The following is a 24,804-nucleotide window of genomic DNA, read 5'->3' as shown; positions in this document are numbered from 1 at the left end:
TGTTTCCGTGCCGACGCCGTTCGTCGTTCCTGGGGGATCCTGCGGTCGGTTCAGCGTTGGTCGACGAGGGGGGTGAGCGTGGGCTGTGGCCGGCGGGGGGCTGGGATCTGGGGGTGGGGTTCGAGGCCGAAGGTGGTGAAGGCGGTGCGGGTGGGCAGGGGGTAGGGGTTCTGGCCGGTGAGGGCGTTGAGGATGGTGGCGCTGCGCCAGGCGGCGAGGCCGAGGTCGGGGGTGCCGATGCCGTGGGTGTGGCGTTCGGCGTTCTGGACGTAGACGTGGCAGCCGGTGCCGGTGACGGAGGGGTCCATGATCAGGCGGTACTGGTCGTCGACGCGGGGGCGTTCGCGGCTGTCGCGGCGGAGGTAGGGGTCGAGGCCGGCGAGGATGCGGTCGAGGGGGCGTTCGCGGTAGCCGGTGGCGAGGACGACGGCGTCGGTGGTGAGGCGGGAGCGGGTGTTCTGCTGGGCGTGTTCGAGGTGGAGTTCGATTTTGGTGGTGGCGATGCGGCCGGCGGTGCGGACGCGGACGCCGGGCGTGAGGGTGGCGTCGGGCCAGCCGCCGTTGAGGGTGCGGCGGTAGAGCTCGCTGTGGATGGCGGTGATGGTGTCGGTGTCGATGCCTTTGTGGAGCTGCCATTGGGTCGTGGCGAGGCGGTCGCGGACGCCTTCGGGGAGGGCGTGGAAGTAGCGGGTGTAGTCGGGGGTGAAGTGTTCGAGGCCGAGTTTGGAGTACTCCATGGGTGCGAAGGCCTCGGTGCGGCCGAGCCAGTGGAGTCGTTCGCGGCCGGCGGGGCGGTGGCGGAGCAGGTCGAGGAAGATCTCCGCGCCTGACTGTCCGGAGCCGATGACGGTGATGTGGTCGGCAGCGAGGAGGGTGGCGCGGTGGGTGAGGTAGTCGGCGGCGTGGATGACGGGGACGGCGGGGGCGTCGACGAGGGGTTTGAGGGGGTCGGGGACGTAGGGCTCGGTGCCGATGCCGAGGACGATGTTGCGGGTGTAGGTGCGGCCGAGTGCCTCTGCTTCTCCGCCGGTGTCGAGTTGGGTGAAGTCGACCTCGAAGACGTCGCGTTCGGGGTTGAAGCGGACGGCGTCGACCTGGTGGCCGAAGTGGAGGCCGGGGAGGTTTTCCGAGACCCAGCGGCAGTAGGCGTCGTATTCGGCGCGTTGGATGTGGAAGCGCTCGGCGAAGTAGAAGGGGAAGAGGCGGTGGCGGGTTTTGAGGTAGTTGAGGAAGGTCCAGGGGCTGGTGGGGTCGGCGAGGGTCACCAGGTCGGCGAGGAAGGGGACTTGGATGGTGGCGCCGTCGATGAGGAGGCCGGGGTGCCAGTCGAAGGCGGGGCGTTGTTCGTAGAAGGCGGTGTCGAGGGCGGGGAGGGGGTGGGCGAGGGCGGCCAGGGAGAGGTTGAAGGGGCCGATGCCGATGCCGACCAGGTCGCGGGGTGCGTCGGGCTCTTGGCGTGGGGGGTTGGGGGCGGGGGTCGTCATCGGGGGGTGTTTCCTTCCACCAGTTTCAGGAGGGCGGCCAGGTCGTCGGGCCGGGTGTGGGGGTTGAGGAGGGTGGTTTTGAGCCAGAGGCGGCCGTTGGTGTGGGCGCGGCCGAGGACGGCGCGGCCGTCGGTGAGGAGTGTGCGGCGTACGGCGGCGACGGCGTCGTCGGTGGTGTGTGCGGGGCGGAAGAGGACGGTGCTGATGGTGGGCCGGTCGTAGAGCTCGAAGCCGGGGTGGTGGTGGACGAGGTCGGCGAACTGGTGGGCGCGGTCGCAGACTTGGTCGACGAGTGTGCCGAGTCCGGTGCGGCCGAGGGTTTTGAGGGTGACGGCGATCTTGAGGATGTCGGGTCGGCGGCTGGTGCGCAGGGAGCGGCCGAGGAGGTCGGGCAGGCCGGCGTCGGTGTCGTCATCGGCGTTGAGGTAGTCGGCGTGCTGGTGGAGTGCGGTGAGGTCGCGGGGGTTCTTGACGGCGAGGAGTCCGGCGGCGAGGGGCTGCCAGCCGAGTTTGTGCAGGTCGAGGGTGATGGTGTCGGCGGCGTCGAGGCCTGTGAGCTTGGTCCGGTGCCGGTCGCTGAAGAGGAGGCCCGCGCCGTAGGCGGCGTCGATGTGGAGGCGGGCGCCGTGGGCGGCGCACAGGTCGGCGATGTCGGGCAGCGGGTCGATGAGCCCGGCGTCGGTGGTCCCGGCGGTGGCGGCGACGACATACGGCCCCGGGAGGGCGCTGAGGGCCTGGTCGAGGGCGGTGGGGTCGAGTACGCCGGCCGGTGCGGGGACGACGGCGGGTTCGGGCAGGCCGAGGAGCCAGGCGGCGCGTGGCAGGGAGTGGTGGGCGTTGGCTCCGTGGACGAGCCGGACGGTGGCGCCGTGGGTTTCGCGGGCGAGGAGGAGGGCGAGCTGGTTGGCTTCGGTGCCGCCGGTGGTGACGAGGGCGTCGGCCCTCCCCGCTGCCCCGCCCGGGTAGATCGCCCCTGCCAGGGCCCGGGTCACCAGCCTCTCCAGTTCCGCTGCCGCCGGGGCCTGGTCCCAGGAGTCGAGGGACGGGTTGAGGGCGGTGGCGGCGAGGTCGGCGGCGGTGGCCGTGGCGAGGGGTGGGCAGTGCAGGTGGGCGGTGCAGAGGGGGTGGGCGGGGTCGGCGGAGTGTGCGGCGAAGGTGCGGACGAGGGTGTGCAGGGCGTTCGGGTCGCCCTGGTCGGGGAGTACGTCGCCGACGGCGTCCCGTACGCGGGCCGCGACCGCCTGCGGGCCGCCCGCGGGGAGGGGGCCGCCGCGTGCCTCGGCTCCCTCGGCCAGCGCGTCGAGCACGGTGTCGAGCAGGGGGCGCAGGGCGCGGGGGCCGTCCGGGCCTGAAGCGAGCGACGACGGCGTGCTCATCGGTGTCCTCCCGGGCGCTGGGCAGAGGGAGTTCCAGCTTGTACGCGGATGCGTGGTCACGCCCGGGAAGTACGACGAGTCAGACCCGAAAGGGGGTACGAGGGGGGCACGAGGGGGTACGAGGCGCTCCGCCGGGGCTGCCGTCGGAGCCCCGTGGCGGGAAAGGTGTGCGGTCCCGCGCCCCTGTCGGGGTGCTGCTACATCTCCCTGACCTTCAGAGCCCGCCCCAGGTCGTCCAGTTGGTCCGCGAGTTTGCGGCGCAGGGCCGGGATGGGTTCGGCGTCGCGCAGGCAGGCCTCGCCCAGGTGGAGGGTGTCGGTGTCGACGGCGTGGGCGGGGAAGGCCCAGCGGCCGGCGGCTTCGGCGATGGCGGGGCCGCGGCGGGCGGCGACGGTGACCGCGTCGTCGTAGTAGCGGGCGACGTACGGGCGTACGAGGTCGGCCTGTTCGGGTTGCCAGAAGCCCTGGGCGGTGGCGGTGAAGAGGTAGTTGGAGAGGTTGTCCGAGGCGAACATGGCGTCCCAGGCCTTGGCCTTGGTCTCCTCGTCGGGGAGGGCGGCCCGGCAGCGGGCGGCGCCTTCCTGGCCGGTGGCGCTGGGGTCGCGGTCGAGTTCGGCGGCGATGGCGGCCTCGTCGGTGGCGCCGAGGACCGCGAGCCGGGCGAGGATGCGCCAGCGCAGTTCGGGGTCGAGTTCGGGTCCGCCGGGGACGGTGCCGTCGGCGAGCCAGGCGGCGATGGTGTCGGGGTGGGCGGCGGCGGCGATGAAGTGGCGTACGGCGATGAGGCGCAGGCCGGGGTGGTCGCCGTCCTCGGTGCGGCGGATGAGGTCGCGGCAGAGGGCGGAGAGGGTGGCCAGGGCGGCGGGGCGCTCGTCGGGGGTGACGTAGCGGTCGGCGATGTGGGTGGCGGCGAAGGCGAGGACGCCCTGGACGAGGGCGAGGTCGGTTTCGTGCGGGAGGTGGGTGCGGGCGGCCTCGAGGTAGGCGGTGGCGGGGAGTTCGCCGTCGCGTACGGCGTCGCGCAGGGCGTTCCAGACGATCGCGCGGGTCAGGGGTTCGGGCAGGCCGGAGAGGCTGGTGCGGATGGTCTCGGCGGAGTCGGTGTCGAAGCGGATCTTGGCGTAGGTGAGGTCGCCGTCGTTCAGGAGGAGCAGTGCCGGGCGCTTGCCGATGGGCTGGGGGGTGGTGTGCGGGACGTCGAGGTCGAGGCGTTCGCGGAGGGTGAGGTGGCCCTCGTTGTCGCCGAGGTCCTGGTCGTAGAGGCCGACGGCGATGCGGTGCGGGCGGCTGCCCGTGGGGGCGACGGTGAGGGTGAACGTGCCGTTGTCGCCGGGGGTGACGGTGGGGGTGAGGGTGTCGACGCCGGTGGTGCGCAGCCAGGCGTCGGCCCAGGCGTGGACGTCGCGTTCGGTGGTGGTGGCGAGGGACTCGATGAAGTCGGCGAGGGTGGCGTTGGCGAACTTGTGGCGGGCGAAGTGGGTGTTGATGCCGGCGAGGAAGTCCTTCTCGCCGAGCCAGGCCACCAGTTGCCGTAGCGCGGAGGCGCCCTTGGCGTAGGAGATGCCGTCGAAGTTGAGGAGGGCGGAGGCGGTGTCGTCGACGGCTTCGGGGGCGACGGGGTGGGTGGTGGGGCGCTGGTCGGCGTCGTAGCCCCAGGCCTTGCGGGAGACGCCGAAGTCGGTCCAGGTGTCGGTGAAGCGGGTGGCCTCGGTGAGGGTCTGGTAGCCCATGTACTCGGCGAAGGACTCGTTGAGCCAGATGTCGTCCCACCACCTGAGGGTGACGAGGTCGCCGAACCACATGTGGGCCATCTCGTGGGCGATGACCATGGCGCGGGTCTGGCGTTCGGTGTCGGTGACGGCGGAGCGGTAGACGAACTCGTCGCGGAAGGTGACCAGGCCGGGGTTCTCCATGGCGCCGGCGTTGAACTCGGGGACGAACGCCTGGTCGTAGGAGTCGAAGGGGTAGGGCTCGTCGAACTTCTCGTGGTAGCGGTCGTAGCACTGCCGGGTGATCTCGAGGAGTTCGTCGGCGTCCGTGTCCAGGTACGGGGCGAGCGAGCGGCGGCAGTGGATGCCGAAGGGCAGGCCGCGGTGTTCGGTGCGCACGGAGTGCCAGGGGCCGGCGGCGACGGCGACGAGGTAGGTGGAGATCAGCGGGGTGGGTGCGGCCTGCCAGAGGCCGTCGCCGAGGTGGTCGGTGATGCCGTTGGCGAGGACGGTCCAGTGTTCGGGTGCCTTGACGGTGAGGTCGAAGACGGCCTTGAGGTCGGGCTGGTCGAAGGCGGCGAAGACGCGCTGGACGTCGTCCATGAACAGCTGGGTGTAGACGTAGGTCTCGCCGTCGGTGGGGTCGGTGAAGCGGTGCATGCCCTCGCCGGTGCGGGAGTAGCGCATACGGGCGTGGACGCGCAGTTCGTGGTCGCCGGCGGTGAGGTTCTTCAGGGGGAGCCGGTTCCCGTCGAGGGTTTCCGGGTCGAGGGGTTGTCCGTCGAGGAGGACGGAGCGCAGTTCGGCCGGCTTGACCTCGACGAAGGTGTCCGCGTCGGCGCGCAGGGCGAACCGGATGACGGTGGCGGATTCGAAGGTGTCGTCACCGGTGGTCAGATCGAGTTCGATCGTGTAGCGGTGGACATCGAGGAGCTTGGCACGGGTCTGCGCTTCATCACGCGTCAGTACGGACATGCAGGACATGCTGCCTGATGGCGCTGACGTGGCACAGAGGCGGATCGGTACGCGCGCTATGTCCGGTCCGGCGCGGGGTGTGCGGGCCGGCTGTCGCGCTGGGGTGGTACGCGGGTGGCGTCGGGGTGGGGCAGGGCGGGGCGGGGGCCGGTCTGCTGGGCTTCGGTGTGGTCCTTGACGAGGGCGCGTAACTCGCGGACCTCCTGTTCGAGGGCGCGGTGGCGTTGGTGGGCGTCGTAGAGGTAGCGGACCTTGGTGCGCAGGGCCCAGGGGTCGATGGGTTTCATGACGAGGTCGGCGACGCCGAGGCCGAAGGCGGTGGAGGACAGTCCCTGGTCGGGGCCGAAGCCGGTGAGCAGGACGACGGGTATGTGCTGGGTCTGTTCCAGGCGGCGCATGTAGCGGACCACGTCGAGGCCGCTGACGCCGGGCATGCGGACGTCGAGCAGCAGGAGACCGACCTGGCCGCGGAGCACGTGCTTGAGTGCTTCGTCGCCGCTGGTGGCGCGGCTGAGCCGGTAGCCCAGCGGGGCCAGGGCGCTCTCCAGCGCGTACAGCGTGTCCTCGTGGTCGTCGACGATGAGGATCTTGGCATCCGACGGCATGGCCCGACGTCCCTCCCACGGTGGACAACCAGCGTATGGTCGCGCTGACGGGGAGTGCTTGTCAGCTGACAAGGAGTGCACAGCGCAGCATGCTCCGCGCGGGCGCCGGTGTCACTCCCCAGGAGGGCTCGAAGCGCGTCAGTTCGCCGTGGGCGCAGTGCCGTTGATGGTGTCCTCGGCGATGCTCTCGTGGTGTCTGATCACCTCGGCGATGATGAAGTTGAGGAACTTCTCGGCGAACGCGGGGTCGAGTTTGGCGTTCTCGGCGAGGGTGCGCAGGCGGGCGATCTGGCGGGCCTCGCGGGCGGGGTCGGCGGGCGGCAGCTGGTGCTGGGCTTTGAGGTGGCCGACCTGCTGGGTGGCTTTGAAGCGTTCGGCGAGCATGTGGACGACGGCGGCGTCGATGTTGTCGATGCTGTCGCGCAGCCGGGCGAGTTCCTCGCGGACGGCGGGGTCGACGTCACCGGTTCCGTTGTTGCTGGTGGTCATGGCGGACCAGCCTACGTGGCCTTTCACTTGGCCGTTTGTTCGATCCTCGGCGGATCGTCGGAGTCGGGGACCTGGTGGCTCCAGCCGCCGGGGACGGTGCGGCCCTGCTGGGCGCGGAAGCGGACGGGGGCGGTGCCGACGCGGCGGGTGAACAGGCGGGAGAAGTAGGCGGGGTCGTCGTAGCCGACGCGGCGGGCGACGGCGGCGACGGGCAGTTCGGTGCCGGCGAGGAGTTCCTTGGGCGCGGCCGAGGCGGATGCCGAGGAGGTAGTCCTTGGGGCTGCAGCCGGCGCCGCGGCGGACGGCGGTGCGCAGTTCGGCGGGGGGCATGCCGTGCCGGGCGGCGTGGTCGGCGACGGTCAGGGGCAGGAAGGCGTCGCGGGCGAGGGACTTGAGGACGTGGTCGCCGTCGGGGGCTGGGCCCTGTCGTCGAATTCCCGTCGTCCGCCCGGAGGGCGGGCTCTGCGGCGTCAGGTGCGTGCTCTCGGCGTGCCGGGCGGAAGCCCTCGTACTGGTTGCACGTGGGCTTTCGCCCGGTGCGGCGAGTGGGGGCACCTCCCACGCCCTTAAGGCAGTGGGGGAGCGTGCATGGCGTCGCAGAGCAGGCGGGAATTCGACGACAGGGCCCAGGTCGGCTCGGGCGCGGCACAGGGCGACGAGGAGTTCGTGGACGGCGGCGCCGGTCTCGTCCTCCAGGAGGGGGTTGTCGCGGCGGGCGGCGCGGGCGATGCGTCCGATGACACCGCGCGGGCCGGTGGCGTCGGTGAGGGGCACGACGGGGCGGTCGGGTTCGATGTAGCCGAGTTCGGTGTACGAGGCGGTGGCCGGTCCGGCGAAGTCGACGAAGCCCTCGTCCCAGCCGGTGTGGGGGTCGGGCGCGTAGTGGTGGGGGATGCCGGGGGTGAGCCAGAGCAGTGCAGGGGCGGTGACGGGCGTACGGCGGCCGTCGGGGGTCCGGTACCAGCCGTGGCCGGCGCTGATGACGACGGCGACGTGGTGGTCGAGGGTGCGGGGGCCGACGGTGGGCAGGGCGCCGTGCTGGAGGCCGACGCCGAGGCAGACGAGGCCGAGGCGGTGGTGGGCGGGTCCGGGGCTGAGGAACCGCATCCAGGTGTGGTACATCGGCGGCCCCGCTCCGTTCTCTGTCGCGTCTGTCGTTCCTGTCGCGTCTGTCGTTTCCGTTGCTTCCGTTGTTTCCGTTGTTTCCGTCCAACCGGCGCCGATCTTTGTCCATGGACGTGATCGGCGCCGGAGGTGAGGGTGGGGCGCATGAGCGAGTTCACGGTGGGGGACACGGACTTCCTGCTGGACGGGCGGCCGGTGCGGCTGCTGTCCGGTGCGCTGCACTACTTCCGGGTGCACGAGGCGCAGTGGGGGCACCGGCTGGCGATGCTGCGGGCGATGGGCCTGAACTGTGTGGAGACGTACGTTCCGTGGAACCTGCACGAGCCGAGTCCGGGGCGGTGGCGGGACGTGGGGGCGCTGGGCCGGTTCCTGGACGCGGTGCGGGAGGCGGGGCTGTGGGCGATCGTGCGGCCGGGGCCGTACATCTGCGCGGAGTGGGAGAACGGCGGGCTGCCGCACTGGCTGACGGCCGGGGCCGGGGCACGCGTGCGTACCCGTGACGAGCGCTGGCTGAGCCATGTGGCGCGGTGGCTGCACCGGCTGGGGCCGGAGACCGTGCCCCGGCAGATCGGCCGGGGTGGCCCGGTGGTCGTGGTGCAGGTGGAGAACGAGTACGGCAGCTACGGCTCGGACGCGGAGTATCTGCGCCGCCTGGCGGGCCTGCTGCGGGACAGCGGCGTCACGGTGCCGCTGTTCACGTCGGACGGTCCCGAGGACCCCATGCTGTCCGGGGGTTCGGTGCCCGGTGTCCTCGCCACGGTGAACTTCGGCTCGCACGCGCGCGTGGCGTTCGAGACGCTGCGCCGACACCGGCCCGGGGGTCCGCTGATGTGCATGGAGTTCTGGTGCGGCTGGTTCGACCACTGGGGTGCCGGGCACGTCGTGCGGGACGCCGGGGACGCGGCCGGGGCGCTGCGGGAGATCCTGGAGTGCGGGGCGTCGGTGAACCTGTACATGGCGCACGGCGGCACCAGCTTCGCCGGGTGGGCGGGCGCCAACCGGGGCGGCGGCGAGCTGCACGAGGGGCCGCTGGAGCCCGATGTGCCGTCGTACGACTACGACGCCCCCATCGACGAGTGCGGGCGCCCCACGGACAAGTTCTGGGCCTTCCGTGAGGTGCTGGCCGCGTACGCCGCCGCCCCGCTGCCCGAACCGCCGCCCCCGCCCGCGCCGTTGGGTACCCCGGCCGAGGTGGCCCTGACGGGCTGGGCGCCCCTGGACGGCGTACTGGAGGCACGCGGCGGCCAGGAGGTGGCCGGTCCCGTGCCGCCGTCCTTCGAGGAGCTCGACGTCGACCGGGGTGTGGTGCGGTACGAGGTGACGGTGCCGGGCCCGCGGGAGGCGCATCCGCTGACCGTGCGCGGGCTGCGGGACCTGGCGGTGGTGTACGTCGACGGGGCGAGGGCCGGTGTGGTCACCGAGGACGACGCGCGGCTGAAGGAGCCCGTCGCCGGGTACGCGCGCGTGGAGCTGTGGGTGGAGTCCCTGGGGCGGGTCAACTACGGGCCGCGGCTCGGCGAGTCGAAGGGGATCACCGGGGGGGGGATCCTGCACGAGCGGCAGTATCTGCACGGCGTACGCGCGCGTGGGCTGCGGCTGGACGCGCTGGACGACGTCGAGGGCGTTCCGTTGGGGGAGCCGCACGGGGACGGTGCCCGGGGTCTGTACCGGGGCACCGTCCCCGTGCGGGGCGCCGGGGACGCGCGGCTCGAACTGCCCGGCTGGACCCGTGGATTCGTCTGGATCAACGGGTTCAACCTGGGCCGTTACTGGTCCGCGGGCCCGCAGCGCTCGCTGTACGTGCCCGGCCCGGTGCTGCGCGAGGGCGCCAACGACGTGTGGGTGCTGGAGCTCCAGGAGACGGCGGCCCGGACCGAGTCGGAGTCCGGCGGGGTGTCCGCCGTCCTCCTGCGGCCGGTGTGAAGCGGGCAGTGCCCGGCTCCGTGGCGCGCGGCGGCCGTCTACAGTGCGGACGCCGCCCGGGCTATGTCCTTCGCGAAGGTGCTGACCTCGGTGTAGACGCCGGGCACGCCGGTACGGGCGCAGCCGTCGCCCCAGGAGACGATGCCGACCTGGATCCACTTGCCGGCGTCGTCCTTGCGGAACATCGGGCCGCCGGAGTCACCCTGGCAGGTGTCGGTGGCGCCGCGCTGCCAGCCGGCGCACAGCTCTTCCTTGGAGATCAGCTGGTTGCCGTAGTGCCGCTTGCACACACGGTCGGCGACGAACGGGACGGTGGCCTTCTGGAGCTTGGTGGTGCCGGTGCCGGCGCCCTCACTGGGGTCGCCCCAGCCGGCGATCGTGAACATGCCGCGGTTGTAGCGGGTGGTTGTGGTGATCTTCAGCGTGGGCTTGTCGATGGGCCGGGCGAGCTTGATCAGCGCCCAGTCCTTGCCGGAGCCGTCGTAGCCGGGGGCCACCTTGACCTTGGTCGACTTGACCTTGATCGCGGCGGCGGAGTTGAGGTCGGAGACACCGGCGGTGACCGTGATGCTCCGGTTGGGGCCGGAACCCTCCATGCAGTGGGCGGCGGTCAGTACGACGTCCTTCTTGTAGAGCGCTCCGCCGCAGCCCATGGAGAGATGGACCATGAACGGGAACTCGCTCTGCGCGGCGGGCGTTCCTCCGACGACGCGGGTGTCCGCGGCGTTCGCGCTGACCGGCTGGAGGGAGGCGACCGCGAGGGCGACGGCGCCGACGGCCGCGGCTCTCTTGGCCAGGGTCAGACCGCTTCTGGTGGGTGCTTTGAGCGTCAACGTACGTCCTTGTGTAGGGGGTTGGGCGCCCCGGAGTATGAAGAGCGAGGGGGGTACATGACAAGGACGGATCTCACGTGCCGGGTGTGGAACCCGAGCGGCGAAAATCCCCTCACATCCCCGTAGAGTGGAATCGGGTTCAAGGCGTCATGGGGGTACGGACGTGGCGAACGACGGACCGGTCGAGCACGGCTTCCCGCATCTGGAGACGGTGCGGGCCTCGATCACCGCGCTCTACAAGCGGTTGTCGTACGACACCATCCAGACGTTCGCGACCAGCGTGGCCCCCGCCGACGTGGCGTTCTGCGACACCGATGATCTGTATCTGGGGGCGCAGCGGGTGGCCCGGGAGATGGTCCGGCACTATCACCTGCCGGACGCCCGGCTGATCGTCAGCTTCCGTGAGATGACGCATGCGGCGAATGTCGAACTCGCCGCCGGGCCCGAGTACTTCGTCGAGCTGAACGACCGGTTCCGCAGGCATCGGCGGGACATCGGGGCGGCGCTGGCGCACGAGGTGATGCATGTGTATCTGCACCGCCTCGACCTGTCGTTTCCCAGCACGCGGGACAACGAGATCCTCACGGACACGGCGGCGACGTATCTGGGGGCGGGGTGGCTGCTGCTGGACGCGTACCGGGAGGACTCGGCTTCCTCGCAGAAGCTGGGGTATCTGACGCCGGAGGAGTTCGGCTATGTCCTCGCCAAGCGGGCGCTGGTCTTCGGTGAGGATCCGTCGGTGTGGTTCACCAGTCCGCAGGCGTACTCGGCGTATGTGAAGGGCATGGCCGAGGCGCGGCGCGATGCGGAGCAGCCTCCGCTGACGGCTGCGGGGTGGGCGGGGCGGCGGCGGTACGCCCGTGACCGGCGGCATGCGCAGGATCATGGTGCCGGTTCCCGGCCCGGGGTGCCGTATGCGTTCACGCCGGATGGGCGGGGGCCGTTGCGGGTGTCGTTTCCGTGTCCGACGTGCCAGCAGCGGATCAGGGTGCCGGTTCGGGGGCGGGTGCGGGCGCGGTGTTCTCTGTGCCGGACGGTGTTGGAGTGCGATACGTAGGGGTGCGCGCCGGGAGGTGCTTCGCCCCCGCCGCCCCTACCCGTCCCATCACCAGGGGCTCCGCCCCTTCGACCCCGCTGGGGGCTGCGCCCCCAGACCCCTGCTCCGGCCCTGAAGGGGCCTTGTCCTCAAACGCCGGACGGGCTGAGATATCCGGACCGGCGTCGAGAGGCGAAGCCTCAGCGGGTGGGTGGGGGACGGGGACGGCCGTCCTTGACCTCAAACGCCGGACGGGCTGGAAGGTGCGGGCGAGACCCCGGCCGAGCACAGCCGGGGGTCCAGAGGGCGGAGCCCTACGCGCCGTACACCTCCCCCGGTACCTCCGCCTCCTCCAACAGCTTCCGCACCGCCTCCCCCGTCTCCCCCACACTCCACCGCTCCCCCTTGTCCACCCCGGGCCCCGCCCTCCACCCCTCTATCACCGTGACCCGACCGCCCTCCACCTCGAAGACCCGCCCCGTCACCCCCGCACTCTCCGCCGAGCCCAACCAGACCACCAACGGCGAGACGTTCTCCGGCGCCATCGCGTCGAAGCCCGACGAAGGGGCCGTCATCGATTCCGCGAACGTGCGTTCCGTCATCCGCGTCCGGGCCGCCGGGGCGATCGCGTTGACCTGGACGCCGTAGCGGCTCAACTCGGCCGCCGCGACCAGGGTCAGACCGACGATCCCCGCCTTCGCCGCGCTGTAGTTGCCCTGTCCGACCGAGCCCAGCAGTCCGGCCCCACTACTGGTGTTGATGACGCGGGCCGTCGGCGTGCGCCCCGCCTTCGCCTCCGCCCGCCAGTGCGCCGCCGCATGCTTCAGCGGGAGGAAGTGCCCTTTCAGGTGGACGCGAATCACCGCGTCCCAGTCCTCCTCGTCGAGGTTGACCAGCATCCGGTCCCGCAGAAAACCCGCGTTGTTGACGAGAGTGTCGAGACGGCCGTATGCCGACAGAGCCGCCTCCAGCAGGGACGCCGCGCCCGCGCCCGTCGCGATGTCACCGGCATGCGCGACCGCCTCGCCGCCCGCCGCACGGATCTGCCGTACGACCTGCTCGGCGGGACTGTCGGCGCCGGGCGTGCCGTCGAGGCCGACGCCAAGGTCGTTGACCACGAGCTTCGCCCCCTCCGCCGCGAAGGCGAGGGCGTGGGCGCGGCCCAGACCCCGGCCCGCGCCGGTGACGGCCACGACGCGGCCGTCGCAGATTCCGGTCATCTCAGGTCTCCTTGTGGGCAGTTGCCGCGTCCAGGAATGCGGGGCGCTCCCCGCCACCGTGTACGAGCAGGGACGCCCCGGTGATGTACGCCGCGGCGTCCGACGCCAGGAACACGGCCGCCCCGCCCACGTCGGCCGGTTCGGCCAGGCGCCCCAGCGGAACCGTGTCGGCGACGGCCGCGATGCCGTCCTCGCTCCCGTAGTGCAGATGGGCCAGCTCCGTGCGGACCATGCCCACGACGAGGGTGTTCACCCGGACCTCCGGCGCCCACTCCACGGCCATCGAGCGGGCCAGGTTCTCCAGTCCCGCCTTCGCCGCGCCGTACGCCGCCGATCCGGGCGAGGGGCGGCTGCCGCTGACGCTGCCGATCATGACGATCGACCCCCTCGACCTCTTCAGGTGCTCGTAGGCCGCCAGCGAGACCGTGAGCGGTGCGGTGAGGTTGAGCTCGATGACGCGTGCGTGCCGCTCGGCGTCCGTCTCGGCCAGGCACCGGTACGGCGTACCGCCCGCGTTGTTGACGAGGACGTCGAGGGCGGGGAGGTCGGCGAAGAAGCGTCGTACCGCCTCGGCGTGCCGCACATCCAGCGGGACGAACTCGGCGCCCTTCACCGGCGCTTCCGGTGGTCTTCGCGCGCAGACCACCACCTCCGCGCCCGCCTCCACGAAGGCGCGGGCGATTCCGGCGCCGACGCCGCGCGTGCCGCCGGTGACGACGGCGAGCTTCCCGTTCAGCTCCATCCGCTGCTACCTTCCACCTAACAAACGTTAGGTGGAAGGTAGCTGATGCGCCGATGAGTGTCTCCACCTCGTCCCCGGAAAAGGGGATTTCCGTCATCACCGTCGACTTCCCGCCCGTGAACGCCCTTCCCGTGCACGGCTGGTACGCGCTGGCCGATGCCGTACGTGCGGCCGGCCGCGACCAGGAGGTCCGGTGCGTCGTGCTCGCCGCCGCGGGGCGGGGGTTCAACGCGGGCGTGGACATCAAGGAGATCCAGGCGCGCGGGCAGAGCGCGCTGCTCGGCGCCAACTCCGGTTGCGCGCAGGCGTTTGCCGCGGTGTACGAGTGCGAGGTGCCCGTGGTCGCGGCCGTCCAGGGCTTCTGTCTGGGCGGGGGCATCGGGCTGGCCGGGAACTCCGACGCGATCGTGGCGAGCGAGAACGCCGTCTTCGGGCTGCCCGAGCTCGACCGGGGAGCGCTCGGCGCCGCCACGCATCTGGCCCGGCTGGTCCCGCAGCATCTGATGCGCGCCCTGTACTACACCTCGCGTACGGCGACCGCGGCCGAGCTGCACGCCCACGGCTCGGTGTGGCGAGTCGTACCGCGGGACGAACTGAGCTCTGCCGCCCTGGAGTTGGCCCGCGAGATCACCGCCAAGGACGGGACGCTGCTCCGGCTCGCCAAGGCCGCCATCAACGGCATCGACCCCGTCGACGTACGCCGCAGCTACCGCTTCGAGCAGGGCTTCACCTTCGAGGCCAACCTCAGCGGGGTCGCCGACCGCGTCCGCGACGGCTTCGGCAAGGAGGGTACGTAGATGAGGGACAAGACGATGACCGCCGACGAGGCCGTCTCCCGGCTGACGAGCGGCATGACCCTCGGCATCGGCGGCTGGGGCTCGCGCCGCAAACCGATGGCCCTGGTGCGCGCCCTGCTCCGGTCGGAGGTCACCGACCTCACCGTCGTCTCGTACGGCGGCCCGGACGTCGGCATGCTCGCCGCCGCCGGACGTATCCGCAAGCTGGTCGCGGCCTTCGTCACCCTCGACTCGATCCCCCTCGAACCGCACTACCGCGCGGCCCGGGAACGCGGCGCCTTCGAACTGATGGAGATCGACGAGGCGATGTTCATGTGGGGGCTGCACGCGGCCGCGAACCGGCTGCCGTTCCTGCCGGTGCGGGCGGGGGTCGGTTCGGACGTCATGCGGGTCAACCCCGGCCTGCAGACGGTGACTTCGCCGTACGAGGACCAGGAGACGTTCGTGGCCATGCCCGCCCTGCGCCTGGACGCGGCCCTGGTGCACGTCAACCGCGCCGACCGGCTGGGCAACGGACAGTATCTGGGCCCGGACCCCTACTTCGACGACCTCTTCTGCGAGGCGGCCGACGCGGCGTACGTCTCGTGCGAACGGGTCGTCGACACAGCCGAGTTGACGAAGGAGGCGGCCCCTCAGACGCTGCTGATCAAGCGGCACGTGGTGACGGGTGTCGTGGAAGCGCCGAACGGGGCGCACTTCACGTCCTGCGCCCCCGACTACGGGCGGGACGAGGCCTTCCAGAAGACGTACGCGACCACGCCCTGGCCGGAGTTCGCGGCATGGTACCTGGGGGAGGGATCGTGAACGGAGTCACCCGCGCCGATTACTGCGTCATCGCCTGCGCCGAGGCATGGCGGGACGCCGGAGAGATCCTCGCCAGTCCCATGGGCCTGATCCCCTCTCTCGGCGCCCGCCTCGCCAAGCGCACCTTCGCGCCCGACCTGCTGCTGACCGACGGCGAGGCGCTGCTCGTCGGCCTCGACGGCACTGTCGAGGGCTGGCTGCCGTACCGCGCACACCTGGCCCTGGTCACCGGCGGGAAGCGGCACGTCATGATGGGCGCGAGCCAGATCGACCGGTACGGCAACCAGAACATCTCCTGCATCGGCGACTGGGCGCGGCCGGCCCGGCAGCTGCTCGGCGTGCGCGGGGCGCCGGTCAACACCCTCAACAACCCCACGAGTTACTGGGTGCCGCGGCACTCCCGACGGGTGTTCGTCGAACGGGTCGACATGGTGTGCGGGGTCGGCCACGACCACGCCGCCGGCGCCCGCTACCACCGCATCCCGCGCGTCGTCTCCGACCTCGGCGTCCTCGACTTCGCCACGCCCGACCGGTCGATGCGGCTGGCGTCGCTGCACCCGGGGGTCACGGTGGCACAGGTCAGGGAGGCGACCGGGTTCGAGCTGACCGTCCCGGACGAGGTGCCGTACACCCGTGAACCGACGGCCGAGGAACTGCGGCTGATCCGCGAGGTCGTCGACCCGGACGGCACTCGCACGAGGGAGGTCAGCGCCTGATGGAGACGGCCCTCACCCGCCTCGTCGGCGTCCGCCATCCCCTCGTACAGACCGGCATGGGCTGGGTCGCGGGCCCCCGTCTGGTCTCCGCGACGGCGAACGCGGGCGCGCTCGGCATCCTGGCCTCCGCGACGATGACACCCGACCGGCTGCGCACGGCGATACGCGAGGTGAAGTCCCGTACGGAGGCGCCGTTCGGGGTCAATCTCCGGGCCGACGCGTCCGACGCCGGCGACCGGGTGCGGATCATCGTCGAGGAGGGCGTCCGGGTCGCGTCCTTCGCCCTCGCGCCCTCGCCCGAGCTGATCGCCGAGCTCAAGGAGGCGGGTGTCGTCGTCATCCCCTCAGTCGGCGCCCGGCGGCATGCCGAGAAGGTCGCCGCATGGGGTGCGGACGCGGTGCTCGTGCAGGGCGGGGAGGGCGGCGGGCACACCGGTGAGGTGGCGACGACGGTGCTGCTGCCGCAGGTGGTGGACGCGGTGCGGATCCCGGTCGTGGCGGCGGGCGGCTTCTTCGACGGGCGGGGGCTGGTCGCGGCGCTGGCGTACGGGGCGGCGGGGGTCGCGATGGGTACGCGGTTCCTGCTGACGTCGGACTCGACGGTGCCGGACGCGGTGAAGGCGCGGTATCTGGCGGCGACGGTGAAGGACGTGACGGTGACGCGGGCGGTGGACGGGCTGCCGCACCGCATGCTCCGTACGGACCTGGTGACCTCCCTGGAGAACTCCGGCCGCGCGCAAGCCCTGTGGCACGCGGTGCGCCACGCGGCCGGCTTCCGGCGGCTGTCCGGTCTGGCCTGGCGGCAACTGGTCCGCGACGGCCTCGCCATGAGACACGGCAACGACCTCACCTGGAGCCAGGTCCTCCTCGCCGCGAACACGCCGATGCTGCTCAAGGCGACGATGGTGGACGGCCGTACGGATCTCGGCGTCATGGCGTCCGGGCAGGTCGCCGGGGTGATCGACGACCTGCCGTCGTGCGCGGAGCTGGTGGAGCGGATCATGAAGGAGGCCGCGGAGGTACGGGACCGGCTCGCAGCCTCTTCGTGATCCGGCGAGGTACGCGCGGCTCAGAGCCTCTCGATGATCGTCACGTTGGCCTGTCCGCCGCCCTCGCACATCGTCTGCAGTCCGAACCGGCCGCCGGTGCGCTCCAGTTCGTGCAGCAGGGTCGTCATCAGCTTCACGCCCGTCGCGCCCAGCGGATGACCGAGAGCGATCGCGCCGCCGTTGACGTTGACCTTCTCCGGCTCCGCGCCGGTCTCCTTCAGCCAGGCCAGCACGACCGGCGCGAAGGCCTCGTTGATCTCGACGAGGTCGATGGCGTCGATCGACAGGCCGGTCTTCTTCAGGGCGTGCGCGGTGGCCGGGATCGGAGCCGTCAGCATGCGGATCGGGTCCTCGCCGCGCACCGAGAGATGGTGCACGCGCGCGCGTGGCGTCAGCCCGTGCTCGCGCACCGCCCGCTCCGAGGCCACCAGCAGCGCCGCCGCACCGTCGGAGACCTGCGAGGAGCAGGCCGCGGTGATCGTGCCGCCGTCGATGACCGGCTTCAGCCCGGCCATCTTCTCCAGCGAGGTGTCCCGGCGCGGCCCCTCGTCCACGGTCACCTCCCCGTAGGGCACGGTCTCCCGCTCGAAGCGCCCTTCGTCGATCGCCCGCACGGCCCGCTGATGCGACCGCAGCGCGAACTCCTCCTGGTCCCGTCGGCTGATCCCCCACTTCGCGGCGATCATCTCGGCGCCGGCGAACTGGTTCACCGGCCGGTCCCCGTACCGCGCCCGCCAGCCCACGCTGCCCGCGAAGGGGCCCTCGGACAGGCCCAGGGGCTCGGCGGCCTGCCGGGAGGCGAAGGCGATCGGGATCATCGACATGTTCTGCACGCCGCCCGCGACCACCAGGTCCTGCGTGCCGGACAGCACGCCCTGCGCCGCGAAGTGCACCGCCTGCTGCGAGGACCCGCACTGCCGGTCCACCGTCACGCCCGGCACCTCCTCCGGCAGCCCGGCCGCCAGCCAGCAGGTCCGTGCGATGTCCCCGGCCTGCGGCCCGACCGCGTCCAGACAGCCGAAGACGACGTCCTCGACGGCGGCCGGATCCACGCCCGAGCGCGCGACCAGCTCCTTCAGCACATGCGCGCCGAGGTCGGCCGAGTGGACTCCGCTCAGCCCTCCCCCGCGCCGCCCCACGGGCGTACGGACCGCTTCGACGATGTAGGCCTCGGCCATGGCAACTCCCCAGACTCCCCATTGAGTTACGTACGTACGGCGATCCCGTCCAGCACCATCGACAGGTACTGCCGGGCGATCTCCTCCGGGCTGTGCTGTCCGCCGGGCCGGTACCAGGACGCGGCGACCCACACCGTGTCCCGCACGAACCGGTACGTCAGCCGGACGTCGAGGTCGGCCCGGAACACCTCGGCGGCGACCCCGCGCTCCAGCGTGGTCAGCCACGCCTTCTCGAACTTGCGCTGCGACTCGGCGAGGAACGCGAACCGCTCCTGAACCGCCAGCTGTCTGCTCTCCTTCTGGTAGATCGCGACCGCGGCGCGGTGCCGGTCGATCTCCCGGAACGACTCGGTGACCAGCGCCTCCAGCGTCTCGCGCGGGTCCAGCTCGGCGTCCAGGACGGTGTCGTAGCCGTCCCAGAGCTCGTCGAGGAAGGTCCGCAGGATCTCCTCCAGCATCGACTCCTTGGAGTCGAAGTGGTAGTAGAGACTGCCCGCGAGCATGCCCGCGTGGTCCGCGATCTTGCGTACGGTGGTGGCGTTGTAGCCCTGCGCGGCGAAGACCTCGGCGGCGGTGTCGAGGAGTTCACGGCGACGGTCGCGAGCGGCGGCAGCCGCGGGGGGCTCTGTGGCGGTCACCTGGGGCTTCTTCTTGGTCGGCACGTGTCCATTGTGGTCCTAGGCATGCTGGCTGCTGACGGCGACGACCTCGCCCGTCATGTACGAGGAGTAGTCCGACGCCAGGAACACGATCACGTTGGCCACCTCCCAGGGCTCGGCGTACCGCCCGAAGGCCTCCCGCTCGGTCAGCTCCGCCAGCAGTTCGGGCGTGGTGACCTTGGCGAGGTGCGGATGCATGGCGAGGCTCGGCGCGACGGCGTTGACCCGTACGCCGTACTCGGCCGCCTCCACCGCAGCGCACCGTGTCAGCGCCATCACGCCGGCCTTCGCGGCGGCGTAGTGCGCCTGCCCGGCCTGGGCGCGCCAACCGACGACGGAGGCGTTGTTGACGATCGCCCCGCCGGTCTCCCGCATCCGGCGGAGGGCGGCCCGGGTGCACCGGAACGTGCCGTTCAACGTCACGTCCAGCACCCGCGACCACTGCTCGTCGCTCATGTCGACGAGCGGCGAGGTGCCGCCGAGGCCGGCGTTGTTGACGACGACGTCCAGTCGTCCGTGCTCCTGTACGGCCGTGTCGAGCAGCGCCCGCACCTGGGACTCGTCGGTGACGTCGCAGGGCAGCGCCGACACCGCACCCGGGAAGTCCCGGCCCAGCTCGGCCTCGTACTCCTTCAGCCGGCGCGGGTGCGCGTCGCTGATCAGCACGCGCGCCCCCTCCTCCAGAAAGCGGCGCGCGGTCGCTCCGCCGATCCCGGCGCCGGCGGCCGCGGTGATGACGGCCGTGCGCCCGCCGAGCAGCCCGTGCCCGGGAACGTAGGCCGGAGCCTCGACGTGTGTCATGGCAGCACGCTAACCTACCAAACACTTGTTAGGGAAGCGTCTCTCAGGAAGGACGGCGACCGTGGACCTCTCGCTCACCCCCGCCGACGAGGCGTTCCGCGCCGGGGCCCGCGCCTGGCTGCGGTCCCATGTGCCGTCCACGCCACTGCCCTCCCTGGAGACCGAGGAGGGCTTCGCGGCGCACCGCGCGTGGGAGGCGGAACTGGCCGCCGACCGCTGGTCGGTGGTCAACTGGCCGGCGGAGTACGGCGGTCGGGACGCGGGCCTGATCCGCTGGCTGCTCTTCGAGGAGGAGTACCACGCGGCGGGCGCCCCGGGCCGCGTCGGCCAGAACGGCGTCAGCCTGCTCGCCCCGACCCTCTTCGACCACGGCACGGAGGAGCAACGCGCGCGCGTCCTGCCGTCCATGGCCACCGGTGAGGTCGTCTGGGCCCAGGCGTGGTCGGAACCGGAAGCCGGTTCCGACCTGGCCTCCCTGAGGTCGAGGGCCGTTCGTACCAGCGGGGGCTGGCTGCTCGGCGGCCAGAAGACGTGGTCGTCGCGGGCCGCCTTCGCCGACCGGGCCTTCGGCCTGTTCCGCAGCGATCCGGACGCCCCGAAGCCCCACCAGGGTCTGACCTATCTGATGTTCGACCTGCGCGCTCCCGGCGTCACGGTCCGCCCCATCGCCCGCCTGGACGGCAAGCCCGCCTTCGCCGAACTGTTCCTGGACGACGTCTTCGTGCCGGACGAGGACGTGATCGGCGAGCCCGGCCAGGGCTGGCGTATCGCCATGTCGACGGCGGGCAACGAACGCGGGCTCATGCTCCGCAGCCCCGGCCGCTTCCTCGCGAGCGCCGAACGCCTGCGGGGACTCTGGCAGGCGCAGGGCAGCCCACCGGAGGCGGGCAACCGCGTGGCCGACGCCCTGATCGGCGCCCGCGCGTACCAACTCTTCACGTACGCCGCGGCCTCCCGCTTCCTCGATGGCGAGTCGATCGGCCCCGAGTCCAGCCTGAACAAGATCTTCTGGTCCGAGTACGACATCGCGCTGCACGAGACGGCCCTCGATCTGCTCGGCGCGGAGGGCGAGTTGGCGGACACAGACTGGTCCGAGCGCTACGTCTTCTCTCTCGCCGGCCCCATCTACGCCGGTACGAACGAGATCCAACGCGACATCATCGCCGAACGCCTGCTCGGTCTCCCGAAGGGACGCCGCTGATGCGCTTCCTCCTCGACGCCGAACAGCGGGCCTTCGCCGACTCCCTGAACGCACTGCTGACGGCGGCGGACACGCCCTCGGTGGTACGGGACTGGAGCCGCGGTGAGCGGAAGAGTGGACGCGCGCTGTGGTCCCGTATCGCCGAGGCCGGAGTCTTCGCACTGGCCGTCCCGGAGGAGTGCGAGGGGCTGGGCCCGCGCCCCGTCGAACTCACCGTCGCCTTCATCGAACTGGGCCGACACGCGGTCCCGGGCCCCTTGGTGGAGACGACCACGGCGGCCGCCCTACTCGCCGAACTACCGGACCCCGGCCCCGCCAAGCGCTTCCTCCCGTCGCTGGCGACGGGCGAGACGATGGCAACACTGACCTGCACACCACCGCCGGCCGGCCACGGCAAGCCCACGGCCCCATACGCCCTGGACGCCGACGCGGCGACCATACGCCTGACGGTGAGCGAGTCGGCCGCTGCGGCCGAGCTGCGCCTCGCTCCCCCGCCCGGCAGGCCCCTGCCCTCCCTCGACCCGGGACGTCGGCTTTTCGGTGTGCCGTCGGGTGGGGAGGTGCTCGCCGTCGGTCCTCAGGTCGGTGTGGCCGTCGGGCGGGCGGTTCTCCGGGCCCGTCTTGCCACCGCCGCGCAGGCGCTCGGTGTCGGGCTGGCGCTGCTCGACAGGAGCGTCGCGTATGTCAGGCAGCGGAAGCAGTTCGGTGTTCCCATTGGGTCGTTCCAGGCGGTCAAGCACCAGCTGGCCGACGCCGAGCTCGGATTGGAGTTCGCCCGGCCGCTGGTCCACGGCGCCGCCCTCACCATGGATCCCGCCGATGTCGCCGCCGCCAAGGTCACCGCCTGTGAGGCGGCGCACGCCACTGCCCGTACCGCGCTTCAGCTGCACGGTGCGATCGGCTACACGGCGGAGTACGACCTGTCCCTCTGGCTTACCAAGGCCCGTGCCCTGCGTACGGCCTGGGGGACGCCGGACGAGTGCCGGACCGTCGTGCTCAGTGGTGGTCGCCGCTGGTGATCTCGCGGTACTCCTCCGCCGTCGGCTTCGGGATCCGCGTGTCGGGCCCGAACATCGCCTTGGCCAGCCGGGCCCGGACCCGCTCGGACCGCCTGACCTTGCGGCGGACGCCGTGGGCGTCGACGAGCGGGCCGACCTCGTACGGCGGGTTCTGCTCGTGCTGGGTGAGGGTGAACAGCTGTTCCTGCGCGAGGGGTTCGTGGACCTCGATGTACTCACCGTCCGGCAGCCGCTTGATCGTTCCCGTCTCCATGCCGTGCAGCACCTTGGCCCGGTCCCGGCGCTGGAGACCGAGACAGACCCGCGTGGTGATCATGAAGGTGATGACCGGCGCGACGAAGACGGACACCCGTACGAACCAGGTGATCGCGTTGATGGACAGATGCAGATGGGTGGCGACGATGTCGTTGCCGCCACCGATCAGCAGCACCGCGTACAGACTCAGCCAGGCCGCGCCGAGGCCCGTCCGCACGGGCACGTTCCGCGGGCGGTCGAGGATGTGGTGCTCGCGTTTGTCGCCGGTGATCCACGCCTCGACGAAGGGATAGACGCCCAGCGCGAGCAGGATCAGCGGGAACAGCGAGAACGGGATGAAGACACCCGGCTCCAGGGTGTGGCCCCAGGCGTTGATCTCCCATCCCGGCATCACCCGGATCAGCCCCTCGGAGAAGCCCAGGTACCAGTCGGGCTGAGCGCCCGTGGTGACGAGGTCCGGGCGGTACGGCCCGAAGGCCCACACGGGGTTGATGCCGGCGATGGCGCCCATGAACGTCAGCACGCCGAAGACCAGGAAGAAGAAGCCGCCTGCCTTGGCCATGTAGACCGGCAGGAAGGGCATGCCGATCACGGACCTGTTGTTGCGGCCGGGGCCCGGATACTGCGTGTGCTTGTGGTAGAAGACCAGCGTCAGATGGGCGACCACCAGGCCGAGCATGATCCCGGGCAGCAGCAGGACATGGACCGGGTACAGCCGCGAGATGATGTCGTGGCCGGGGAACTCCCCGCCGAAGAGGAAGAACGACAGATACGTCCCGACGACCGGGATCGACAGGATCGCGCCCTGGGCGAAGCGGACGCCGGTGCCGGAGAGCAGGTCGTCGGGGAGGGAGTAGCCGGTCAGGCCGGTGATGATGCCGAGCATCAGCAGGGACCAGCCGAACACCCAGTTGATCTCGCGCGGCTTGCGGAAGGCACCGGTGAAGAACACCCGCATCATGTGCACGAGCATGCCGGTGACGAAGACCAGCGCCGCCCAGTGGTGGACCTGCCGCATCAGCAGCCCGCCCCGCACGTCGAAGCTGATGTCGAGGGTGGACTCGTAGGCCCTGGTCATCATGATGCCGTTGAGCGGCTCGTAGGAGCCGTTGTAGACGACCTCGACACTGCTCGGCTCGAAGAAGAGCGTGAGGTACACGCCGGTGAGGATCAGGACGATGAAGCTGTAGAGGCTGATCTCGCCCAGCATGAAGGACCAGTGATCCGGGAAGACCTTGCGCATCTGGGACTTGGCCAGCGCGTAGATTCCGAGCCGTCCGTCGGCCCAGTCGGCCACCTTCTCGCCCTTGCCCGGAGCCTCCCTGCCGGAGCGGACGGACCCCGCCGCCTCGTCCACCGATCGTGCGCCGTCCATGCGTCGTCGCCTCCCCGTCGGATCTCACTCAGGGTGGCACGGCGGTCACCGCAGGGCCAGCGGTGTGGGCAGACGGGTGAGCGGCTAAGCCCGGACGATCCCCCGCGCCCGCGCCGCCACCAGCCACTTCGGGTACTCGCCGACGAGACGGTCGTAGAGCTCCGCGTCGGACACCTTTCGCGGGTCCGAACCGGCGTGGAAGAACCCGGCGTTGTCGACCACCCGCCGGTCCGGCACCGCCAGCTCGTCCAGCTTGCGCAGGAAGTCGAACTGCCGGCTGAGCGCCTCGTGGTCGCGGACCACGGACTTCGCCCTCAGACCAAGGAGACCGCGACCACCACCAGCGACGCCCACGACCTCCCGCATGCCGGGCACGGCCGGAAGACCAAGGAGAAGCTGACCCGGTACGACCGACACCGAGCGCGGTTGCTGCGGCCCCGGGCAGCGCGCCTACGCCGACCCGGTGGAGGGCAGTTGGTTCGCACGGACCCTCGCCGCCGCCCTGCCCCGGGTCAACCCACCGGCCCCCTTCCTGAAGGTCGCCGACCACGCGGAGGAGGAACTTGCAGCAGCTCGCGTCCCGGTATCCCCAGGTCGCGCAGCCCTCGGTCGGGATTCGGCGGCCGGAACCGGTGCAGGGCCAGGAGATCGACAGCCTGATACGCCAGGTACTCGGGCACCTCACGGTGAAGCCGGGCCTCAGTCCACGGGTCAACGACACTCAGCACGGCAACGAGTGGGCCGACGCCGAGCCCGTACGCGGGAATCACTGGCATGGGCACCAGCTGGCCCGCCTGCTGTGGACCGCGGGCCTGCTCGCCGCGAGCCCGCGTCGGCTCTCCAGTGTCCTCGTCGACCACCTGGGGGCGCACGAACCCCTGCTCGCCGGCGAGGTGGTGGGCGCGCTGGGCGGACTCGACTACGACGACAGGGAGGGCCGCACCGCCGACACCTGAGGCATCACCGTGCGGTTGCGCTGTTCCCACCCGGCGCTGCACGCCGCCGTCGAGGAACTGCCGCTCGCCGGGGACGCCACAGTGCGAGCGTTCGGCGCGGAAGCAACGGCACAGCCCCTGCTGCGCGGGCTCCCGGACCGGGTGACGACCGACGAACTGCGCGCCCTGCCAGGCCGGTACAAGGAGCCGCTGGAACGCTTCCGGCTGGCCGAGGACGAGATCCGCCCCCTCCTCATGGGCACGCAGCTGTACGGCGACCGCATGCGAGCCCAACCGACTGCTGCTGTACGAGAAGCAACGCACCCGGAAGAGCCGGCGCCTGGTCGAGGCCGCCCCCCGGCTCGGCCTCTTCGGCGTACTCGCCGTGGCCGGCGCCGTCATCGTCACCTGGGTCGCTCCGAGCAAGCAGTACACATGCGGCGGCGCCTGCCAGGTCGTCCGGTCGGGGACAGGTAGGCAGGCGCCGTCTGGTGTTCC

20 protein-coding genes and 4 pseudogenes are annotated in these 24,804 nt (G+C 71.4%); 9 read left to right on the top strand and 15 right to left on the bottom strand.

Annotated elements, in window-relative coordinates:
• Nucleotides 1-50: 50 nt before the first annotated feature.
• From AQJ91_RS01745 to AQJ91_RS01715, 7 genes and pseudogenes are all read right to left on the bottom strand, one after another.
• Complete coding sequence (locus AQJ91_RS01745; RefSeq protein WP_067015155.1) at nucleotides 51-1,484, bottom strand: lysine N(6)-hydroxylase/L-ornithine N(5)-oxygenase family protein; 1,434 nt, start codon at nucleotides 1,482-1,484, stop codon at nucleotides 51-53.
• Nucleotides 1,481-2,860, bottom strand: coding sequence for a pyridoxal phosphate-dependent decarboxylase family protein (locus AQJ91_RS01740; RefSeq protein WP_067015152.1), 1,380 nt, complete (start codon nucleotides 2,858-2,860; stop codon nucleotides 1,481-1,483). Before AQJ91_RS01740 ends, AQJ91_RS01745 begins: the two co-directional genes overlap by 4 nt.
• Before the next feature lie 197 nt (nucleotides 2,861-3,057).
• Nucleotides 3,058-5,544, bottom strand: coding sequence for an aminopeptidase N (pepN, locus tag AQJ91_RS01735; RefSeq protein WP_067016069.1), 2,487 nt, complete (start codon nucleotides 5,542-5,544; stop codon nucleotides 3,058-3,060).
• A 56-nt stretch (nucleotides 5,545-5,600) separates the two neighbouring features.
• Nucleotides 5,601-6,149, bottom strand: a complete 549-nt coding sequence (locus tag AQJ91_RS01730; protein WP_067015149.1) for a response regulator — start codon at nucleotides 6,147-6,149, stop codon at nucleotides 5,601-5,603.
• 138 nt (nucleotides 6,150-6,287) lie between these two features.
• Nucleotides 6,288-6,638 (bottom strand): chorismate mutase, encoded by a 351-nt coding sequence (locus AQJ91_RS01725; protein WP_067015145.1) that lies wholly within the window; start codon nucleotides 6,636-6,638, stop codon nucleotides 6,288-6,290.
• A gap of 23 nt (nucleotides 6,639-6,661) precedes the next feature.
• Nucleotides 6,662-7,055: pseudogene (locus AQJ91_RS01720) on the bottom strand (helix-turn-helix domain-containing protein); the annotation flags it as partial.
• Between the two features lie 207 nt (nucleotides 7,056-7,262).
• A pseudogene (locus tag AQJ91_RS01715) lies at nucleotides 7,263-7,760 on the bottom strand (AraC family ligand binding domain-containing protein); the annotation flags it as partial.
• A gap of 147 nt (nucleotides 7,761-7,907) precedes the next feature.
• Here AQJ91_RS01715 and AQJ91_RS01710 point away from each other — a divergent pair.
• Nucleotides 7,908-9,686: a glycoside hydrolase family 35 protein gene (locus AQJ91_RS01710; RefSeq protein WP_067015142.1), complete on the top strand. Its 1,779-nt coding sequence runs from the start codon at nucleotides 7,908-7,910 to the stop codon at nucleotides 9,684-9,686.
• 38 nt (nucleotides 9,687-9,724) lie between these two features.
• Here the strand turns inward: AQJ91_RS01710 and AQJ91_RS01705 are convergent, their stop codons facing one another.
• Complete coding sequence (locus AQJ91_RS01705) at nucleotides 9,725-10,519, bottom strand: S1 family peptidase (protein ID WP_234381774.1); 795 nt, start codon at nucleotides 10,517-10,519, stop codon at nucleotides 9,725-9,727.
• Nucleotides 10,520-10,682: 163 nt separating this feature from the next.
• Between AQJ91_RS01705 and AQJ91_RS01700 the strand changes: the two genes are divergently transcribed.
• Complete coding sequence (locus AQJ91_RS01700; RefSeq protein ID WP_067015139.1) at nucleotides 10,683-11,576, top strand: hypothetical protein; 894 nt, start codon at nucleotides 10,683-10,685, stop codon at nucleotides 11,574-11,576.
• A gap of 293 nt (nucleotides 11,577-11,869) precedes the next feature.
• Here AQJ91_RS01700 and AQJ91_RS01695 read toward each other — a convergent pair whose 3' ends face one another.
• Nucleotides 11,870-12,775, bottom strand: a complete 906-nt coding sequence (locus AQJ91_RS01695) for an SDR family oxidoreductase (RefSeq protein ID WP_067015136.1) — start codon at nucleotides 12,773-12,775, stop codon at nucleotides 11,870-11,872.
• 1 nt (nucleotide 12,776) lies between these two features.
• Complete coding sequence (locus AQJ91_RS01690) at nucleotides 12,777-13,517, bottom strand: SDR family oxidoreductase (RefSeq protein ID WP_067015133.1); 741 nt, start codon at nucleotides 13,515-13,517, stop codon at nucleotides 12,777-12,779.
• A 53-nt stretch (nucleotides 13,518-13,570) separates the two neighbouring features.
• Between AQJ91_RS01690 and AQJ91_RS01685 the strand changes: the two genes are divergently transcribed.
• Genes AQJ91_RS01685 through AQJ91_RS01670 form a run of 4 tightly spaced genes read left to right on the top strand, consistent with a single transcriptional unit; the run spans nucleotide 13,571 to nucleotide 16,883 of the window.
• The gene (locus AQJ91_RS01685) at nucleotides 13,571-14,314 is read left to right on the top strand and encodes an enoyl-CoA hydratase family protein (protein WP_067015131.1); all 744 of its coding nucleotides are present in this window, start codon (nucleotides 13,571-13,573) and stop codon (nucleotides 14,312-14,314) included.
• Complete coding sequence (locus tag AQJ91_RS01680; RefSeq protein ID WP_067015123.1) at nucleotides 14,315-15,118, top strand: CoA transferase subunit A; 804 nt, start codon at nucleotides 14,315-14,317, stop codon at nucleotides 15,116-15,118.
• A complete protein-coding gene (locus tag AQJ91_RS01675) occupies nucleotides 15,094-15,834 on the top strand; it encodes a CoA-transferase subunit beta (RefSeq protein WP_067015120.1) in 741 nt (246 codons plus the stop codon). Before AQJ91_RS01680 ends, AQJ91_RS01675 begins: the two co-directional genes overlap by 25 nt.
• The gene (locus tag AQJ91_RS01670; protein WP_067015117.1) at nucleotides 15,834-16,883 is read left to right on the top strand and encodes an NAD(P)H-dependent flavin oxidoreductase; all 1,050 of its coding nucleotides are present in this window, start codon (nucleotides 15,834-15,836) and stop codon (nucleotides 16,881-16,883) included. Before AQJ91_RS01675 ends, AQJ91_RS01670 begins: the two co-directional genes overlap by 1 nt.
• Before the next feature lie 20 nt (nucleotides 16,884-16,903).
• Here AQJ91_RS01670 and AQJ91_RS01665 read toward each other — a convergent pair whose 3' ends face one another.
• Genes AQJ91_RS01665 through AQJ91_RS01655 form a run of 3 tightly spaced genes read right to left on the bottom strand, consistent with a single transcriptional unit; the run spans nucleotide 16,904 to nucleotide 19,521 of the window.
• Nucleotides 16,904-18,061 (bottom strand): acetyl-CoA C-acetyltransferase, encoded by a 1,158-nt coding sequence (locus tag AQJ91_RS01665; RefSeq protein WP_067015114.1) that lies wholly within the window; start codon nucleotides 18,059-18,061, stop codon nucleotides 16,904-16,906.
• A gap of 26 nt (nucleotides 18,062-18,087) precedes the next feature.
• Nucleotides 18,088-18,723, bottom strand: coding sequence for a TetR/AcrR family transcriptional regulator (locus AQJ91_RS01660; protein ID WP_067015111.1), 636 nt, complete (start codon nucleotides 18,721-18,723; stop codon nucleotides 18,088-18,090).
• Between the two features lie 15 nt (nucleotides 18,724-18,738).
• A complete protein-coding gene (locus tag AQJ91_RS01655) occupies nucleotides 18,739-19,521 on the bottom strand; it encodes an SDR family oxidoreductase (protein WP_067015108.1) in 783 nt (260 codons plus the stop codon).
• Nucleotides 19,522-19,582: 61 nt separating this feature from the next.
• Here AQJ91_RS01655 and AQJ91_RS01650 point away from each other — a divergent pair, with 61 nt between their 5' ends.
• Together AQJ91_RS01650 and AQJ91_RS01645 are read left to right on the top strand one after the other, a co-directional pair.
• Nucleotides 19,583-20,722, top strand: a complete 1,140-nt coding sequence (locus tag AQJ91_RS01650; protein WP_067015107.1) for an acyl-CoA dehydrogenase family protein — start codon at nucleotides 19,583-19,585, stop codon at nucleotides 20,720-20,722.
• The gene (locus AQJ91_RS01645) at nucleotides 20,722-21,741 is read left to right on the top strand and encodes an acyl-CoA dehydrogenase family protein (protein ID WP_067015105.1); all 1,020 of its coding nucleotides are present in this window, start codon (nucleotides 20,722-20,724) and stop codon (nucleotides 21,739-21,741) included. Before AQJ91_RS01650 ends, AQJ91_RS01645 begins: the two co-directional genes overlap by 1 nt.
• Here AQJ91_RS01645 and qcrB read toward each other — a convergent pair.
• Both qcrB and AQJ91_RS01635 read right to left on the bottom strand, forming a co-directional pair.
• On the bottom strand, nucleotides 21,719-23,371 hold the full coding sequence (qcrB, locus tag AQJ91_RS01640) for a cytochrome bc1 complex cytochrome b subunit (RefSeq protein ID WP_067015103.1): 1,653 nt from the start codon (nucleotides 23,369-23,371) through the stop codon (nucleotides 21,719-21,721). The genes AQJ91_RS01645 and qcrB overlap by 23 nt on opposite strands.
• A gap of 84 nt (nucleotides 23,372-23,455) precedes the next feature.
• A pseudogene (locus AQJ91_RS01635) lies at nucleotides 23,456-23,650 on the bottom strand (VWA domain-containing protein); the annotation flags it as partial.
• Nucleotides 23,651-24,003: 353 nt separating this feature from the next.
• Here AQJ91_RS01635 and AQJ91_RS58700 point away from each other — a divergent pair.
• Nucleotides 24,004-24,783, top strand: a pseudogene (locus AQJ91_RS58700) (HD domain-containing protein).
• The last annotated feature ends 21 nt before the right edge of the window (nucleotides 24,784-24,804 follow it).

This window comes from Streptomyces dysideae (assembly GCF_001514305.1).
Taxonomy (GTDB): Bacteria; Actinomycetota; Actinomycetes; order Streptomycetales; family Streptomycetaceae; genus Streptomyces; species Streptomyces dysideae.
Note: the sequence above shows the minus strand (reverse complement) of the source record. Positions and strands in the feature narration are given on the sequence as shown.

Excerpts from the sequence above, each read along its gene's own strand:
- AQJ91_RS01725 (WP_067015145.1), bottom strand. The coding sequence starts at position 6,638 with ATGACCACCAGCAACAACGGAACCGGTGACGTCGACCCCGCCGTCCGC.
- AQJ91_RS01645 (WP_067015105.1), top strand. The coding sequence starts at position 20,722 with ATGCGCTTCCTCCTCGACGCCGAACAGCGGGCCTTCGCCGACTCCCTG.
- AQJ91_RS01690 (WP_067015133.1), bottom strand. The coding sequence starts at position 13,517 with ATGGAGCTGAACGGGAAGCTCGCCGTCGTCACCGGCGGCACGCGCGGC.
- qcrB (WP_067015103.1), bottom strand. The coding sequence starts at position 23,371 with ATGGACGGCGCACGATCGGTGGACGAGGCGGCGGGGTCCGTCCGCTCC.
- AQJ91_RS01665 (WP_067015114.1), bottom strand. The coding sequence starts at position 18,061 with ATGGCCGAGGCCTACATCGTCGAAGCGGTCCGTACGCCCGTGGGGCGG.
- AQJ91_RS01695 (WP_067015136.1), bottom strand. The coding sequence starts at position 12,775 with ATGACCGGAATCTGCGACGGCCGCGTCGTGGCCGTCACCGGCGCGGGC.
- AQJ91_RS01680 (WP_067015123.1), top strand. The coding sequence starts at position 14,315 with ATGAGGGACAAGACGATGACCGCCGACGAGGCCGTCTCCCGGCTGACG.
- AQJ91_RS01730 (WP_067015149.1), bottom strand. The coding sequence starts at position 6,149 with ATGCCGTCGGATGCCAAGATCCTCATCGTCGACGACCACGAGGACACG.
- AQJ91_RS01710 (WP_067015142.1), top strand. The coding sequence starts at position 7,908 with ATGAGCGAGTTCACGGTGGGGGACACGGACTTCCTGCTGGACGGGCGG.
- AQJ91_RS01655 (WP_067015108.1), bottom strand. The coding sequence starts at position 19,521 with ATGACACACGTCGAGGCTCCGGCCTACGTTCCCGGGCACGGGCTGCTC.
- AQJ91_RS01740 (WP_067015152.1), bottom strand. The coding sequence starts at position 2,860 with ATGAGCACGCCGTCGTCGCTCGCTTCAGGCCCGGACGGCCCCCGCGCC.
- pepN (WP_067016069.1), bottom strand. The coding sequence starts at position 5,544 with ATGTCCGTACTGACGCGTGATGAAGCGCAGACCCGTGCCAAGCTCCTC.
- AQJ91_RS01675 (WP_067015120.1), top strand. The coding sequence starts at position 15,094 with ATGGTACCTGGGGGAGGGATCGTGAACGGAGTCACCCGCGCCGATTAC.
- AQJ91_RS01685 (WP_067015131.1), top strand. The coding sequence starts at position 13,571 with ATGAGTGTCTCCACCTCGTCCCCGGAAAAGGGGATTTCCGTCATCACC.
- AQJ91_RS01745 (WP_067015155.1), bottom strand. The coding sequence starts at position 1,484 with ATGACGACCCCCGCCCCCAACCCCCCACGCCAAGAGCCCGACGCACCC.
- AQJ91_RS01670 (WP_067015117.1), top strand. The coding sequence starts at position 15,834 with ATGGAGACGGCCCTCACCCGCCTCGTCGGCGTCCGCCATCCCCTCGTA.